We start from the raw sequence: 15,534 nt of genomic DNA, 5'->3' as shown, positions 1-15,534 counted from the left end.
CGCCCGCCCGGCCGGTACGCCCGCGCCCGCGACGCCGCCGGCCGGAGTGCGAACCGGGCCCGGCGTTCAGGCGGTCACGGCCAGAGGACGGCGCGGGCGCGGCCGTCGGTGACCCGCGCCTCACCGACGACCTGGCCGCGGTTGTTGATCGCCGCTGCGTGGCTCTCGCCGCCGCCGAGGTCACCGAGGGTGGTTATCCGGCCGTCGCGCCAGCGGAAGGCGAAGCGGCGACCGTCGGCGGTGATGCTGTCGCCGATCACCTCACCGCGATCGTTGATGGCGATCGGCGAGCTGGCCGGGCCGCCGAGCGTTCCGAGGTCCCGCGGCCGCCCGAAGTCCCAGCGCACACCGTGGCCGGGCCGGCCGTCGGCGCCGAACGTCTGCCCGACGACCTGCCCGGCGTCGTTGACGGCCGTCGCCTCACTGGTGCGGCCGGGCAGGGCGGCGCCGAGGTCGATCAGGCGCCGGCCGACCCACGCGACCGCGTGCCGGGAGCCGGCGGCGGTGTCCGCCCAGCCGACGATGTCCCCGCGGTCGTTGATGTCCGCCGCCCAGGCCGCGCCCCCACCGGGCAGCGTGGGCAGCGCGTCGAGCCGGCCGCCGGCCCAGCGGGCCACGTGGTCGCGGTGGCTGCCCGCGTCGCTGACCTGCACGGCGATCTGGCCGCTGTCGCTGATCGCCACGCTGTCGCTCGACGATCCGGGCGGGGCACCCAGATCGCTGGTCTGGCCGCGCCACCAGCGCACCGCGCGCCCGGTCCCGTCGGGGCCCTGTAGCCTGCCGACGACCTCGCCGTGTTCGTTCTGGTCCCTGACCGGAAAGCCGGTGTCGACGACGCCGCGCCCGGCACCGAGCACGAACCCGGTGTTGGGCCTGCTCCGCTGCGGCACCAACCCGGCGATCTGATCACTGTTGTTGATCCTGGACGGCCCGGGGGCGCCATCCGGCAGCGCGGCCGACCGTCCCGCCGCCCAGCGGAAGCCGTGCAGGTCGTACGAGCCGCCGGAGGCGGTCCCGACGACCACCCCGTGATCGTTGATCGCCGTCGCCGAGTGGTACGGCAGGTCGGGCGCGAACCCAAGATCGACCGGTGCGACCGGTCGCACGGTACCGCTGGCCACCGGCTGCGGCTCCGTTCGGCCGCCGGTCGCGGCCTGCGCCGCCGGCCCCGCCATCGGGATCGTTGCCAGCGCCGCTGCGGCGGCGGAGGCCATGAGGGTACGGATCGAGCGCATCGTCATCCTTTCCACGGGCTCGGCCACACCCCCATGGCCGCATCATCGGATGCGCACAGTGTCCAAGACTTACATTGCTCGACCGTAATTGACACTCAGTAATTACGTATCGACTTTCCGACATCATGTCGGGACGACCGTTGCCGGATGTGAGACGGCGCGCTCCGGCCGCGGTACCCGCGCAGGCCGGCGCCCCGTGCCCCGCGGGGGCGGCGGCGGGGGCCGTACGATGAGCCACTGTGGATTTTGACATTGACCGGGTGGCCCGCCTGCTCGACGCGCAGCGCCGCGCGGCGGAGCTGTTCGACGAGGTCACCGCGCGTGGCCTGATCGCCCCCGACCGCGGGGAACGCGAGGTCAGCGACCAGATCCGCGACCTCGCCCACGAGATGTTCGGCGTCGAACGGCACTGGCACAAGCGGATCGTCCGGGCCGGGCCGAACACCCTGCACCCCTACGCGGAGAATCCGCCGGACCGGCCGATCGGCGCCGACGACATCGTCTTCTGCGACTTCGGACCCGTCTTCGATGGCTGGGAGGCTGACTTCGGCCGCACCTTCGTCCTCGGCGACGACCCGGTCAAACACCGGCTGCTCGCCGACCTGCCGCGGATCTTCGACGCCGGCCGCCGCTACTTCGAGACGCGCCCCGACATCACCGGCGCCGAGCTCTACGCCGCCGTCGAGCAGCTCGCCGCGGACGCCGGCTGGGCCTACGGCGGCCCGCTCGCCGGCCACCTCGTCGGCGAGTTCCCGCACATCCGCATCCCCGGCAACAAGATCGAGTACTACGTCACTCCCGGCAGCGACCAGCCGATGCGGCGGGTCGACGGCGAGGGTCGGCCCTGCCACTGGATCCTGGAAATCCACCTCGTCGACCGCGACCGCGGCTTCGGCGGCTTCCACGAGGAGCTCCTCGACCTCGGCCACCGCAACGACTGATCGCTCGACCAGCTCACCGCCGGGTCGACTCGTCCCCGGCTCCCAGGTTCAGGGGCGTTAGCCTGGCACGAGGGTGCGTCGTCGGGCGCCGCGCTGCGCAGGGAACGCGGGGGATCCAGGTGGGCAAAGCCGGCACGGCGCGATCGAGTGCCCAGCGGACGCGCGAGAGGTTGCTGCTCGAGGCCGCCCGCATGTTTGCCACCCGCGGATTCCACGGGACGTCCATCGACGACCTCGGCGCCGCCTGCGGCATCAGCGGGCCGTCCGTGTACAAGCACTTCGGCAGCAAGGACGAGGTGCTCGCCGAGTTGTTGATCGACATCGGCCAGCGGATGCTCGACAGCGGGCAGGCCGTCGTCGCGGCCGTGGGCGGCGACGAGGACGCGTTGCGGCAGCTCATCGCGTGTCATGCCGGCTTCGCGACCAGCGAGCCCGATCTGATCAGGGTGCACGACCGGGACATGGCGAACCTGTCGGCCGAGGCGGCCCACCAGGTCAGGTCCCGCCAGCTCGCCTACACCCGGCTGTGGGTGACGCCGCTGCGCGCCCTGCGGCCCGGTCTCACCGAACGTCAGGCCCAGATCGAGGTGCACGCGATCTTCGGACTGCTGAACTCGACGAAGTACAGCGACATCGGCACCGCGGCGCGCACCAGGCTGATCGGGATGGCCGAGCGCGCACTCTCGCTGGCCGCCTGACGGTCCACGGGTAACCGGCGTTAGCCCGAGGTTCGACGGCGGCTGGCCAGGTCGGGGGCGTCGGGGGCGTCGGGGACGGTGACCCCGACGTTGTCGAACAGGTGCGTGCCGGTGAAGTCGGCGGACACCAGCAGCCGCAGCTCGCCGACCAGCGGGTCGACCCGGGCGAGTGTGGCGGCGTCGACCACTTCGGCGTAGTCGACCGGCGCCACCGCCGAGATCTGCCGCCGCAGCAGGGACCGGATCGCCTCCGCGTCCCGTTCGCCCGCCTCGACGGCGGCGACGGCCGCTCCCAGCGCCGCATAGAGCGCGGGTGCGGCAGCTCGGTCCGCGCCGGACAGCCTCCTGTTCCGGCTGGAGGCGCACAGGCCGTCGGCAAGCCGGACGACGGGACACGCGACGATCTCGGCCCGGATCGACAGGTCCACGACCATCCGGCGCAGCACCGTCAGCGGCACCCAGTCCTTCTCGCCCGTGTACGCCCGGCACGGGCCGACAATGTTGTAGTACTTCGCCAACGCCGTGGCCGCCATCCGCATGAACGACGGGTCCTCGGCGTTCTCCCACGGCGCGGCCAGCTCGTCGGCCGGCACGACGGCCGTGCGCACCGGGAGATCGGGGTACATCTCCGCCACGGCCGGGCGGAACACCAGGTTCGCCCCGGCGTCGAACGCGAGGGCCGCGTCCGCGTCGAAGTCCCGGTCGTAGGCGGGGACCGCGCCGGAGGTGACGCCGGGGACCGGGGCCAGGAACAGCGGCATGATCGACAGGTCGCACTCGGCCGCCATGCGGCGGATCACCGTCAGGTGGCCCTCGTGCAGGGCGCCGCTCGTGCCGAAGAAGCCCACCCGTCCACCGGCGGCGCGCACCGCGTCCGCCGCCACCCGCACCTCGGCGATCGTCGTGACCGTGCGGGCGCAACCCGTGGCGTTCCCGGTCATGAGGCGGCCTCGTTCAGCGCGGTGTCACTCGATGTGATCATGGGCAGGTCCAGGACGGAGACGCAGCCGGGCGCCGCGGCGACCAGGGCGGCGAGCACGTTGATGGCCCGAGCCGAGTTGAGCTGGGCGTTGGCCGCCGCCGCCGCGGTCCCCGCCGGCCAGGTCAGGGTGGCGACCAACGGCGGTGAGGCGTCGAGCTCCACGGTCCACGCCGGCTCCCGCTCCGTCTCGCGCCAGCCCGCCCCGAGCCCGAGCACGGCGGTCTGCTCGTTGGTGATCGTCAGGTAGGCGGCCGGCCCGCTGTAGGCGGTCCAGGTCCAGCGGACCCCGCCGACCGTGCCTGCCTCGACGGTGAGACCGCTGCCGGGGAGCGTCACGGTCTCGGCGGCCAGCGCGGTCCGCTTGTCCGTCTGCTCGATCCGGGTGAAGGGGATGCGCAGCGCGGCGGCCACCATCCTGGCCGAGGAGGTCATCAGCCACAGCCAGCCGGCATCCAGCGCCGCGGCGCTGTCGGTCTCGCCGGGCGGCAGCCCGAGGCCCAGCCCGTCGCGCAGCTGCGCGGCGGACGGGTAGTGCGCCACGTGGTTGCGCTGGACGGCGTCGATGTGCCGGACCGAGCCGGTGTAGCCGGTCAGGAAGATCGGCAGGACATCGCTGATCAGGCCCGGGATGTTGCCGCCGGCGGCGAAGGTGGAGCCGCCCGCGCGGCAGGCGTCGGCCAGCAGGGCCTGTTCCGGTTCGCCGTCGAGGAAGTAGCCGCCGAGCCCGGTGTAGACGTTGATGCCGGCGGCGAGCAGCCGGGCAATCGACTCCGGGTCGTAGCCCTGCGCGCTCCAGATCGCCGCGTCGGGGGCCAGTGCGATGATCTCGTCGAGGCTGCGGGTGGTGGTGATGCCGAGTGGGGGGAGGCCCACCACGTCACCCGCGTCGCGACCGGCCTTCTCCTCGCTGTGGACCAGGACCCCGACGAGCTTCATGCGGGGATGGCGGGCCAGCCGGCGGACGTTCTCCGCACCGACCCCGCCGGTGAAGCACTGCACGACCCGGATCAACGGAGCGCCACCACCTGGGCGTCGGTGGCCTTGCCGTGGTCGAACCGCTCGAAGATGTTGCTGCTCGAGCACACCGAGATCAGTGGGGGAAGCGCCGTCCCGTCACAGGTGAAGGTGATCCCGTGCCCGATCGGCAGCGGCACGTTCTTCGCGCTCTTGATCGCCGCGGTGACGGCGGCGGGGCTGATGTCGCCCCGCACGCCCTGGGCCGCCCGGATGAACGACATCATGCCCTGGTAGCCGATGCCGGCGTAGCCGCCCGTCGGGGTGTCCGGCGCGTACCTGGCCATGATCGCGTCGTAGCGCCGCACCTCGGGATCATCCTTGCTGATCACGTCGTACGGGGTGGCGACCTGGGTGCCGTCGATGGCGGACCCGACCGCGTCCAGGACGCTGCGCTCCACGCAGGGCTGGGTGATCAGGGTGTCGGCGCTGTTGCCGACGGCTTCCAGGGCCTTGATGACGCTGATGCACACCGTCGACTCGCCGATGACGGCGACCGCGTCGGGCTTGCGCCGCAGCGCCGCGCTGACGATCGGGGTGGCGTCCGGGGTGCCGGCCGGGACGGTGACGACCGTGAAGTCCACCCCGGCGGCCTTGAACGCCGGTGCCCCCAGCTGCTGGGCGGCGCCGATGGCGGACGGGGAGTCGATGACGAACGCGGTGAACGACCGGTATCCCTTGTCCGTGGCGTACTTCGCCCACGCCCGCAGGATCGAGGGGAAGCCGCCCGTCCAGACGAACGAGGCGGGCGACGTCAGCTCGGGGGCCGTCGCGCCGTTGGCGGTGATGTACGGGATGCCGGCCCCGGTCACGATCGGCGCGATCGTCGCGCCCAGGCCCGTCGAGGTCACGACCAGCGCGTCCGCCTTCGCCTCGACCACCTTGTTGGCGCAGGTCCGGGCGGTCGCGACGTCCTCCCTCGTCGGGCAGGTCAGCACGATGTCGATCCGGTGGCCGCCGATGCCGCCGAGGTTGTCGTTCGCGTAGCTGACCGCCGCCCTGGCCGCCGCCGTCGTCTCGGGCTGGCTGATCGCCGCCCCGCCCTCGTTCGTGATGATCGCGACGCGCACCGGCGCCGACGCCGTCGGCTTCGTGCCGGGAAACAGCGACGGGTCCGCCGACGGGGCCGCCGCACCCGCGGAGGAACCGCTCGATCCGCAGGCGGCCGTCGCCAGGACGAGCGCACAGAGCACCGTGCCGGCCAGTACGCGCGGGGCGATGCCCGCGCGCCGTAACGGGATGATCGACATCGTCGGTCCTTTACCTGGAAGTCGGGTTCCTCCGCTGGGCACCCGGCCTGTGCCGGACGTCACAGCAGTGATCCAGGAAGGTAGAGCTCCCGCACCGGAAAAGTCAACGTTCGTTAGCCAGCTACCTTGCGACCCATCGCACTGACGCTGCCATCTCGTGCTTGGAAGTCGCCGGTTGACCACAGAAGTGAACGAACGTTAGCCTCTGTGACGACGGGGTCGTATGACCCACCGCACATTCCGAGTTCGGCGCCGCCTCGTCGCACCGCCCGCACGCACGCAGTCCCGCCTCGCATCGGAGCAGACCAGAGATGAGCGTCGGCATCGCCAGTGCCGTGGACACCTTCGCGACGGCGGAGTTGGAGATCATCCCCCCGGGACCGCGCGACGTCGTCGTCGCGGTCGGCGCGAGCGGGATCTGCGCCAGCGACCACAGCGTGCTCGCCGGCCGCCTGCCCTTCGGGCTGCCGTTGGCGCTCGGGCACGAGCTGGCCGGACGGGTGATCGAGGTCCGAGCGGTCAGGGATCTCACCGCCGGTCGCGGGGTCGACGCGGCGTTCGAGGCGGCCGGGCGCGTCGACACGACGCTGGCCGCCTACCGGATGACCCGCCCGGCGGGAACCGTCGTCGCCGTCGGAGCGGCGGAGGCGAGCGCGGTCCTCGACCTGGGCGCCTGGGAGCACGTCAGCAGCGGCCGGAACTTCACCAGCGCGGTGTACGGCTCCGCCGACATCGACGTCGACTTCCCGCTGCTGGTGCGCCTGGCGGAGGCCGGCCGCCTGAACCTCGACCGGCTCGTCTCCACGCGCATCGGCCTGTCGGCCGCCGACATCACCGCCGCGTTCGCCGACACCGAGTCCGTCCGCACCGTGATCATCCCGTGACCGTTCACCGGCCCCGCGAGCACCCGAAAGGCCGACATGTCGCTCTCCGGTAGGACCGCGCTCGTCACCGGCGCCGGGCGTGGCATCGGCCGCGCCATCGCCCGTCGGCTCGCCCGCGACGGCGCGGCCGTCATCGTGAACTACTCGACCAGCGCCGAGCACGCCGCCAGCCTGGTCAAGGAGATCGAGGCGAACGGCGGCGAGGCCTGGGCGGAGCGGGCCGACGTCGCCGACCTGACCCAGATCGACAGCCTGTTCGAGCGGATCCGAGCCCGCACCGATCGGGTCGACGTGCTCGTCAACAACGCCGGGCGCGGGGCCGGCGGCATGCCGACGCTGACCGCGACGACGCCGGCGATCTACGACTCCACGTTCGGCCTCAACGCCCGCGGCCTGTTCTTCGTGACGCGGCGGGCGGTCGAGCTCATGCCCGACGGCGGGCGCGTTATCAGCATCAGCAGCGGCAGCTCGTCGACCCGCCAGCCCGGACTGTCGGCGTACGCGGGCAGCAAGGCGGCGGTCGAGGCCTTCACCCGTGTCTGGGCCACCGAGCTGGCCCCCCGCAAGGTGACGGTGAACGCGGTGGTCCCCGGCATCGTGGACACCGACCTGATTCGCGGCGGGATGACCCCGCAGCTCGCCGAGCACTACGGCAGCCTGGTGCCGCTCGGCCGGCTCGGGCAGCCCGACGACATCGCCGACGTGGTGGCCTTCCTCGCCGGCGACGGCGCCCGCTGGATCACCGGCCAGTGCGTGACGGCCAGCGGCGGCGCCTGAGCAGCAGCCCTGATTCCGTAGCCCGCCTTCCCGCACCCGCAGCTCGCCTTCCCGCGCCCGCGGCCAGCCGCGCCGCCCGGCATCCGCCCGGCATCGCAGTCAGGAGCGCCGTCATGCACGTCACCGTCGAATTCCCCGTGTCGGACCCGCACTACAGCCCCGAGTTGTTGACCGCGGCGGGGGTCACCCGGGTGGTCCAGGCGGCCGAGCGGCTGGGCTACGGGGCGGTCGCGTTCACCGAACACCCGGCGCCGTCGCTGAAGTGGCTCACGTCGGGTGGGCACGAGGCGCTCGACGTCGTCCCGGCCCTCGCCTTCTGCGCCGCGGCGACGACACGGCTTCGCCTCATGACGTACCTGCTGGTGCTGCCGTACCGCAATCCCCTGCTCACGGCCCGGGCGGCGGCGACCGTGGACATCCTCTCCGCGGGCAGGTTGACCGTCGTCGTCGGAACCGGCTATCTACGCTCGGAGTTCCGGGCCCTGGGCGTGGACTTCGACGAACGCAACCTGCTGTTCGACGAGGCGCTCGAGGTGCTGCGGGGCGTGTGGAAACGATCCCCCTTCGACTACGAGGGCAGGCACTTCACCGCTGCCTCGATCGCCGCCCTCCCGATGCCCGTCACGCCGGACGGCCCGCCGATCTGGGTCGGCGGAAACAGCGCCGTGGCCCGGCGCCGAGCGGCCCAGGTGCAGGGCTGGAGCCCGCTGATGATCCCCGAATCGATCGCCGGCACGACGCGCACGCCCGCCATGACGACGTTCGCCCAGCTCAGGTCGGCGGTGACGGAAATCAACGACCTTGCCTCCCGGGAGCGGGGACGGGACGTCACCGTCGACGTCCAGCTCCAGTCCCTGCAGAGCACGTGGCTCCAGGACCCGAACGGCTCGCCGGACGAGCACCTGGACTTCCTGGGCCAGGCCCGGGACGCGGGCGCGACGTGGTTCGTCGTGCAGCCCCCCGGGCACAGCGTGGCGGCCTGCGTCGAAGCTCTCGAGCGCTACGCCGACGTCATCCACCTCGCGGGCGAGTCGTGACCGACCCTGGGCGGGGGCTCAGCCGGCCTGGCGTTCGGCGCGGTACTGGGCGGCCTGGGCGAGCAGGATGGTCTGGAGGCGGCGTACGGCGGCGGGGACGTGGCGGGTCCGGCGGCGCTGGATGACGAGGATGACCGTGGCGTCGTCGGTCTCCAGCGGGCGGTAGGTGATCAGGCCGGCGCGTTCCAGCGGGTCGCCGGCGATGCTGTAGTCGGGCAGCACGGTCACGCCCAGGCCCTGGGCGACCATCAGCTTGCCCATCTCGGCGCCGTCGGTCGAATAGGACAGGGCCGGGTTCGCGTCCCGGAACAGCCGGTGCACGTAGCGGTGCATCAGGTAACCCGAACGCATCGCGATGAACGGCTCGCTCAGCAGTTGCGCCGGGCTGACGCTGTCGAGCTCGGCCAGCGGGCTGTCGGTCCGGCAGCACAGTACGGCGCGGCCGCGGAACAGTTCCGCGGTCTCCAGGTCGGGGGCGACGTCGTCGCCGTCCATCAGGTTCACCAGCCCGAGATCGAGCCCGCCGTCGAGTAGCAGCCGATGGATGTCGGCCTGCTGGGTGTTGACGACCTCGACCTGGGTGTTCGGCTGGACCGCGCGGAACTCGAGCAGGGCGGGGGCGAGCAGCGGGACGGTGGCGGCGTTCACCGTCCCGATCCGGATCATGCGGTTGGAGCGGTGCTGGTCGTCGGCGGCGGCGCGCAGCCGGTCGACGGCCTCCAGCACATCGGTGAGGTAGGGCAGCAGCTCACCGCCGGTCGCGCTGATCGTCGCGCCGGTGCGGCGGCGGTCGAGCAGAGTCAGCCCGAGCTCACGTTCCAGGTTGCGGATGGTTTCGCTCAGCGCAGGCTGGGACATGTGCAGCGCGTCGCTCGCGGCCCGCATCGACCCGAGCCGGACGACCGCGGCGAGGCACTCCAGCTGTTCGATCCGCACCGCACTCTTCCCGCCCGGACGGGTGAAAGGGCCGCCCTATCGCACCCTCGCCGAGCCCTGATTGACCGGTCCGGACGGCGCGGGCAGACTGGTAACCATGTCGATGGGCATTATAGGGATCGCCGGGCAGGACCGGCCGTCCGTCGATGCGGGCGCCGATCGGGTCTCCGTGGCCAGGCGTGCCTGTCGCCGGGCCGAGCCCTGTTGCCGGCCCGGACGATGCGGGGCCAGCCCCGTCGCCTGACGGAAGGTCCTGGGCGGTTACGGCCGGGTCGCGATGCATCGGTCTGGCCTCAACAGCCCATCAATCCACGGGCTCACTGCATTCTGCGTAGCTCTCGCATTCCCACACCCAACTATTTCCGCATCGCCGGTGTAGCGGCACGGTCTGGATTTCGGCAATGCCCGGCGTGGCCGAATCGCCGCCTTCCGGTGTCACCTGTATTTGTGCTGCCGGCTATTTCGCGATGCGCCGGTGAGTGTCGCCGGTCGCCGGTCGCTGTGTTCACGTTTCGCGCCGCCGAGCTGGTTTCCGGCTCCATCCGCACCACTGCCGTGGAGGTATTTCCCGATGTCAGACGAGGTCGACGTCGGTCGCGAGCCGATCAAATTCGCCTACTGGGTGCCGAACGTCAGCGGCGGCCTGGTGGTCAGCAGGATCGAGCAGCGCACCGACTGGAGTTACGACTACAACCGGCGTCTCGCCGTGCTCGCGGAGAACAGCGGCTTCGACTACGCGCTCAGCCAGGTCCGCTACACGGCCTCCTACGGCGCCGCCTACCAGCACGAATCGACCAGCTTCAGCCTGGCGCTGCTGCTGGCCACCGAACGGCTGAAGGTGATCGCCGCGATCCACCCGGGGCTGTGGCATCCGGGTGTGCTGGCAAAGTTCATCGCCACCGCCGACCAGATCTCCGGCGGCCGGGCCGCCGTCAACGTCGTCAGCGGCTGGTTCAAGGACGAGTTCACCAAACTCGGCGAGGCCTGGCTGGAACACGACGAGCGGTACCGGCGCAGCGAGGAGTTCATCCGCTACCTGCGCGAGATCTGGACCGACGACCATGCCGAGTTCCGTGGCGACTTCTACCGGCTGCACGACTTCGACCTCAAGCCCAAGCCGGTGACGGCCCTCGACCGGCCGCATCCGGAGATCTTCCAGGGCGGCAACTCGACGGCCGCGCGGGCGATGGCGGGCCGGGTCTCGGACTGGTACTTCAGCAACGGCCGCGACCTTGACGGCGTCAGCGAGCAGATCGCCGAGGTCAACGCCGAGGCGGCCCGCCACGGCGGGCGGCGGGTCCGGTTCGGCCTCAACGGGTTCCTCATCGCTCGCGACACCGAGGCCGAGGCCCGTGAGGTACTCCGCGAGATCATCGCGAAGGCCGACCGGGAGGCCGTCGAGGGCTTCGGTTCCGCGGTGAAGCAGGCCGGCCGGTCCACCTCCGACGGCAAGGGCATGTGGCAGGACTCGGAGTTCGCCGACCTGGTCCAGTACAACGACGGCTTCCGTACCGGCCTCGTCGGCACCCCCGAGCAGATCGCCGAGCGCATCGTCGCCTACCGCCGCCGCGGCGTCGACCTGCTCCTGCTCGGTTTCCTGCACTACCTGGAGGACGTCGAGTACTTCGGCCGCCGGATCCTGCCGCTCGTACGGGAACTGGAGGCCGACGCCGCCGAGCGCGGCGAGCTGGTCCGCGGAGCCTTCTGACGATGGCCGCCGACCGCCCGCACGCGGCCCACCGGCGGCTGGTCCGTCGGCGCCACGTCGACTTCCGCCGCACGGGCAGCGCCCTGTGTCCGTGACCAGCCACCGCCTCCGGGGTGCCCGCGCACCACCACGTGCCTGTCCATCTCCCTCATCGAGGAGCCCTGCATGTCCATTGACGCCGACCGGCGACCGTCCCCAGCCGCCGCGACGACCACCGACGGCACCGCAGCCGCCAACGACACCGCGGCGCGATTCGCCGCCGCGCTGGCCCGCGCCGATCTCGTCGCCGCCGAGCTGCGCGCGACCGCCGCCGAACGCGACCGTGCGAACGTCACCCCGCGGGCCGAGGTCGAGCTGCTGCGCCGCCACGACCTGCTGCAGGTCCAGGAGGCCGTCGCCTACGGCGGCGACGGCCTCGACTACGCCCAGGCCGCCCAGCTCACCCGCCGCATCGCCCGCGGCGACACCTCCATCGCCCACCTGCTCGGCTACCACTACGCCCAGACCCGCATCGCCCCGCTGTTCGGCACGCCCGAGCAGGCCGACGCCCAGTCGCGGCGCAACGGCGCCGAGAAGCTGTTCTGGGGCGGCGTGCAGAACCCGCGCGGCGGCTCCGACCTGGTGCTCACCCGCGACAGCGAGGCCTTCCGGCTGAACGGCCGCCGCTCGTTCGCCTCCGGAGCGAGTCTCGGCGACCAGCTTTCCGTCACCGCCGCGCTCGACGGCGAGCTGGTGTTCGTCTCGCTGCCCGCCGGGCGCGACGGCTTCCGGGCCCTGGAGGACTGGGACAACATCGGCCAGCGGCTCACGGACTCCGGCGGAGTCGTGTTCGACAACGTCCGCATCGACCGCGCCGAACTGCTCGGCGACGACCCGCTCACCGGCCGCACCCTGACGCCGTACCAGACGCTGGTCACCCCGCACTGGCAGCTCGCGTTCGTCAACTTCTACATCGGCACCGCCGAGGGCGCGCTGGAGGAGGCGCTCGACTGGACCCGCCTGCACGCCGCGCCATGGGAGACCGCCGGCGTCGAACGGGCCACCGACGACGCCTACATCCTGCAGACCGTCGGGGAACTGCGCAGCGAGATCCGCGCCGCCGCCCTGCTGGCCGACCGGGCCGGCGAGGCGTTGCAGGCCGCCCTGAACATCGGCCCGGCGCTGAGCGCCGACGAGCGGGCCGAGGCGGCGATCGCCGTCTACGAGGCGAAGTACCTGACGACGAAGGTGTCGCTGGCGGCGGCGAGCCGGCTGTTCGAGATCCAGGGCGCGCGGGCGACGACCAGCGCCTACGGCTTCGACCGCCACTGGCGCAACCTGCGCACCCACACCGTCCACGACCCGGTGGCCTACAAGGCGCGTGAGGTCGGCGACTGGACGCTCAACCGCCGCGCCCCGGAGTTCTCCCTCTACCGCTGACCCGGCGACCGGACCCGGCCGGCCGGACGTCGGGAAGCCGACGTCGACGAATCCCGCAGGTGACGGTGATGATGGCGGGCGCCGCGACGTGGTGCCCGCCATCATCGACCCCTCGATCTCAGGAGCGCCATCGTGCCCGACCGTCCGTCCGCCGCCGCGATCGCCTCGTCCGCCGCCGCCGCCGCCGACCGTCCGGCTGCGGTGCCGAGCCCGGCCGCGGTGCTGGGTCCGGCCGCGGTGTTGCGTTCGGCCGTGGTGCTGCGTTCGGACGCGGAGGCGGTCGAGGCCGCGGGCTCGCTCGCGGCCCGGTTCGCGGCGGGCGCCGGTGACCGGGACGCCGAGCGACGGCTGCCCGCCGCCGAGGTCGAGGAGCTGTCCGCCTCGGGGCTGCTCGGCATCACCGTGCCGGCGCGGTTCGGTGGTGCCGGCGTGTCGGTCGCGACGCTGACCGAGGTGTTCCGCCTGCTCGCCACCGCCGACGGCAGCCTCGCGCAGATCCCGCACAGCCACTTCGTCTTCCTCGACGCGCTGCGCCACCAGGGCGACACCGACCAGCAGCGGTTCTACTTCGCCGAAGCCCTCGCCGGGCGGCGGTTCGCCAACGCGCAGACCGAACGCGGCGGCCGCACGATCGCCGACGACGCCACCACGCTGCGTCGCCGTCCCGACGGCGGCTACCTGCTCAACGGCGAGAAGTTCTACTGCACCGGCGCGCTGTTCGCCCACTGGCTGGTCGTGCGCGCAGTGCTCGCCGACACCGCGGCGCGCCCCGACGGCTCGTCGGTCAAGGCGCTGGCCTACCTTCCCCTGGACGCTGCGGGGGTGCGGGTCGCCGACGACTGGGACGGCATGGGCCAGCGCACCACGGCCAGCGGCACCGTCCGCCTCGACGGGGTGGCGGTCGACGCCGGCCAGGTCGTGCCGTTCTCGTCGATCTTCGACGGTCCGACGACGTACGGCGCCCGCGCGCAGGTCCTGCACGCCGCGCTGGACACCGGTATCGCCCGCGGCGCGCTCGGGGCTGCCGTCGCCCAGGCCGCGAAGGCCCGGCCGTGGTTCGAAAGCGGCGCTTCGCGGGCCGCCGACGACCCGCTGCTCGTCCAGCAGGCCGGCGAGCTGGAGATCGAGGTCCGGGCGGCGGAGGCACTGCTGCGCGAGGCGGCGGCGGCCATCGATGCCGCCGAGCTCGACCCGACCGACGACAGCACCGCGGCGGCCTCGGTCGCCACCGCCGTCGCGAAGGTCGCCGGCGCCCGGGCGGCGGTGCGCGCGGCATCCGAGCTGTTCGAACTCGGCGGCACCCGGGCGGCCGCCGGCGCGCTGAATCTCAGCCGCCACTGGCGCGACGGGCGTACCCACACCCTGCACGACCCGAGCCGCTGGAAGGTCCAGCACATCGGCCGCTGGCTGCTGTCCGGCACCCCGCCGCCCCGCCACGGCCAGCTCTGAGCAGCCCGCCGGGCCACGGACCTGCCCGGCTCCCAGCAGACCACCGGCCCGGGGGACCAGCGGTCGCGATCCCTGGAGGTGTCCCGCCCATGACGCTGCGGTTGCACTGGTTCCTGCCCACCTACGGCGACTCGCGGTTCATCGTCGGCGGCGGTCATGGCCTACCCGCCGGGGTTGCCGCCGGCGACCGGCGTTCCACCATCGGCTATCTGTCGTCGATCGCCCGCGCCGCCGAGGAGTTCGGCTTCACCGGCGCCCTGACGCCGACCGGGGCCTGGTGCGAGGACGCCTGGCTGACGACGGCGATGGTGGCCCGCGAATCCGAGCGACTGGCGTTTCTCGTCGCGTTCCGGCCGGGGCTGGTCAGCCCGACCCTCGCCGCGCAGATGGCCGCCACGTTCAGCGCGCACGCCCCCGGCCGGCTGCTGCTCAACGTCGTCACCGGCGGAGAGGCGCACGAGCAGCGCGCCTACGGCGACCACCTGGACAAGGAGGCCCGCTACGCCCGCTGCGACGAGTTCCTCGACGTGGTGCGCCGGCTGTGGGCGGGGGAGACGGTCACCCACCGCGGCACCCACCTCGACGTCGAGGCGGCCCGGCTGCCGACCCTGCCCGATCCCGTCCCGTCGCTGTACTTCGGCGGGTCCTCGGCCGCGGCCGGCCCCGTCGCCGCGACCCACGCCGACGTGTACCTGACCTGGGGCGAGCCGCTGGCCGCCGTCGCGGAGAAGATCGCCTGGATCCGTCGGCTCGCCGCGGAGCGCGGTCGCACCATCCGCTTCGGCATCCGGCTGCACGTCATCACCCGCGACAGCGCCGACGACGCCTGGCGGGAGGCCGGTCGCCTGCTCGACGCCCTCGGCGAGGACGTCGTGACCGCCGCGCAGGCCGGCCTCGCCCGCAGCGAGTCCACCGGCCAGTCCCGGATGCTGGCCCTGCACGCCAGCCACCGGGCCGACGGCAGCTGGCGCGACCCGCGCGCCCTGGAGATCGCCCCGAACCTGTGGGCCGGAGTCGGGCTGGTCCGGGGCGGGGCGGGCACCGCGCTGGTCGGCAGCCACGGCGAGGTTGCCGAGCGGATCGCCGAGTACGCCGCCCTCGGCATCGACGAGTTCGTCTTCTCCGGCTATCCCCACCTGGAGGAGCTGTACTGGTTCGGCGAAGGCGTCCTACCGCAGCTCGCCCGCGCCGGCCTGCACACCGA

The 15,534-nt window shown here is 72.7% G+C and carries 14 protein-coding genes; 9 read left to right on the top strand and 5 right to left on the bottom strand.

Annotation, left to right across the window (positions count from 1 at the left end; all coding sequences use genetic code 11):
- Positions 1-74: 74 nt before the first annotated feature.
- Entirely contained in the window at positions 75-1,235 is a 1,161-nt protein-coding gene (locus tag NBZ85_RS14955) for a hypothetical protein (protein WP_261562085.1), read from the bottom strand.
- A 239-nt stretch (positions 1,236-1,474) separates the two neighbouring features.
- Here NBZ85_RS14955 and NBZ85_RS14950 point away from each other — a divergent pair, with 239 nt between their 5' ends.
- Positions 1,475-2,176 carry a M24 family metallopeptidase gene (locus NBZ85_RS14950; RefSeq protein WP_261557277.1) on the top strand — a complete coding sequence of 234 codons (702 nt, stop codon included), beginning with the start codon at positions 1,475-1,477 and terminating at the stop codon, positions 2,174-2,176.
- A gap of 119 nt (positions 2,177-2,295) precedes the next feature.
- Positions 2,296-2,874 (top strand): TetR/AcrR family transcriptional regulator, encoded by a 579-nt coding sequence (locus NBZ85_RS14945; protein ID WP_261557276.1) that lies wholly within the window; start codon positions 2,296-2,298, stop codon positions 2,872-2,874.
- 20 nt (positions 2,875-2,894) lie between these two features.
- Here NBZ85_RS14945 and NBZ85_RS14940 read toward each other — a convergent pair whose 3' ends face one another.
- The 3 genes from NBZ85_RS14940 to NBZ85_RS14930 are packed head-to-tail and all read right to left on the bottom strand — an operon-like array spanning position 2,895 to position 6,120.
- Positions 2,895-3,815, bottom strand: coding sequence for a pantoate--beta-alanine ligase (locus NBZ85_RS14940; protein WP_261557275.1), 921 nt, complete (start codon positions 3,813-3,815; stop codon positions 2,895-2,897).
- Positions 3,812-4,855, bottom strand: coding sequence for a hypothetical protein (locus tag NBZ85_RS14935; RefSeq protein ID WP_261557274.1), 1,044 nt, complete (start codon positions 4,853-4,855; stop codon positions 3,812-3,814). Before NBZ85_RS14935 ends, NBZ85_RS14940 begins: the two co-directional genes overlap by 4 nt.
- An 8-nt stretch (positions 4,856-4,863) precedes the next feature.
- On the bottom strand, positions 4,864-6,120 hold the full coding sequence (locus tag NBZ85_RS14930; RefSeq protein ID WP_261557273.1) for an ABC transporter substrate-binding protein: 1,257 nt from the start codon (positions 6,118-6,120) through the stop codon (positions 4,864-4,866).
- Between the two features lie 311 nt (positions 6,121-6,431).
- Here NBZ85_RS14930 and NBZ85_RS14925 point away from each other — a divergent pair, with 311 nt between their 5' ends.
- The 3 genes from NBZ85_RS14925 (at position 6,432) to NBZ85_RS14915 (ending at position 8,818) form a co-directional block, all read left to right on the top strand.
- Positions 6,432-7,004: an alcohol dehydrogenase catalytic domain-containing protein gene (locus tag NBZ85_RS14925; protein WP_261557272.1), complete on the top strand. Its 573-nt coding sequence runs from the start codon at positions 6,432-6,434 to the stop codon at positions 7,002-7,004.
- Positions 7,005-7,040: 36 nt separating this feature from the next.
- Positions 7,041-7,781, top strand: coding sequence for an SDR family oxidoreductase (locus NBZ85_RS14920; RefSeq protein WP_261557271.1), 741 nt, complete (start codon positions 7,041-7,043; stop codon positions 7,779-7,781).
- Positions 7,782-7,894: 113 nt separating this feature from the next.
- The gene (locus NBZ85_RS14915; protein ID WP_261557270.1) at positions 7,895-8,818 is read left to right on the top strand and encodes an LLM class F420-dependent oxidoreductase; all 924 of its coding nucleotides are present in this window, start codon (positions 7,895-7,897) and stop codon (positions 8,816-8,818) included.
- An 18-nt stretch (positions 8,819-8,836) separates the two neighbouring features.
- Here the strand turns inward: NBZ85_RS14915 and NBZ85_RS14910 are convergent, their stop codons facing one another.
- Positions 8,837-9,754, bottom strand: coding sequence for a LysR family transcriptional regulator (locus tag NBZ85_RS14910; protein WP_261557269.1), 918 nt, complete (start codon positions 9,752-9,754; stop codon positions 8,837-8,839).
- Positions 9,755-10,325: 571 nt separating this feature from the next.
- On the opposite strand from NBZ85_RS14910, the gene sfnG reads away from it, so the two are divergent.
- From sfnG to NBZ85_RS14890, 4 genes are all read left to right on the top strand, one after another.
- Positions 10,326-11,462 carry a dimethylsulfone monooxygenase SfnG gene (gene sfnG, locus NBZ85_RS14905; RefSeq protein ID WP_261557267.1) on the top strand — a complete coding sequence of 379 codons (1,137 nt, stop codon included), beginning with the start codon at positions 10,326-10,328 and terminating at the stop codon, positions 11,460-11,462.
- 165 nt (positions 11,463-11,627) lie between these two features.
- Positions 11,628-12,881, top strand: coding sequence for an acyl-CoA dehydrogenase family protein (locus NBZ85_RS14900; protein WP_261557265.1), 1,254 nt, complete (start codon positions 11,628-11,630; stop codon positions 12,879-12,881).
- Positions 12,882-13,013: 132 nt separating this feature from the next.
- On the top strand, positions 13,014-14,330 hold the full coding sequence (locus tag NBZ85_RS14895; protein WP_261557263.1) for an SfnB family sulfur acquisition oxidoreductase: 1,317 nt from the start codon (positions 13,014-13,016) through the stop codon (positions 14,328-14,330).
- Positions 14,331-14,419: 89 nt separating this feature from the next.
- Positions 14,420-15,534, top strand: a 1,115-nt coding sequence (locus tag NBZ85_RS14890; RefSeq protein ID WP_261562084.1) for an LLM class flavin-dependent oxidoreductase, incomplete at its 3' end; no start/stop codon positions are given.

The sequence above is a fragment of the Frankia tisae genome, assembly GCF_025403405.1.
Taxonomy (GTDB): domain Bacteria; phylum Actinomycetota; class Actinomycetes; order Frankiales; family Frankiaceae; genus Frankia; species Frankia tisai.
This window is presented reverse-complemented; position numbering and strand designations above follow the sequence as displayed.

Coding starts and splice junctions, on each gene's coding strand:
- NBZ85_RS14900 (WP_261557265.1), top strand. CDS start 11,628: ATGTCCATTGACGCCGACCGGCGACCGTCCCCAGCCGCCGCGACGACC.
- NBZ85_RS14925 (WP_261557272.1), top strand. CDS start 6,432: ATGAGCGTCGGCATCGCCAGTGCCGTGGACACCTTCGCGACGGCGGAG.
- NBZ85_RS14955 (WP_261562085.1), bottom strand. CDS start 1,235: ATGCGCTCGATCCGTACCCTCATGGCCTCCGCCGCCGCAGCGGCGCTG.
- NBZ85_RS14940 (WP_261557275.1), bottom strand. CDS start 3,815: ATGACCGGGAACGCCACGGGTTGCGCCCGCACGGTCACGACGATCGCC.
- NBZ85_RS14915 (WP_261557270.1), top strand. CDS start 7,895: ATGCACGTCACCGTCGAATTCCCCGTGTCGGACCCGCACTACAGCCCC.
- NBZ85_RS14920 (WP_261557271.1), top strand. CDS start 7,041: ATGTCGCTCTCCGGTAGGACCGCGCTCGTCACCGGCGCCGGGCGTGGC.
- sfnG (WP_261557267.1), top strand. CDS start 10,326: ATGTCAGACGAGGTCGACGTCGGTCGCGAGCCGATCAAATTCGCCTAC.
- NBZ85_RS14930 (WP_261557273.1), bottom strand. CDS start 6,120: ATGTCGATCATCCCGTTACGGCGCGCGGGCATCGCCCCGCGCGTACTG.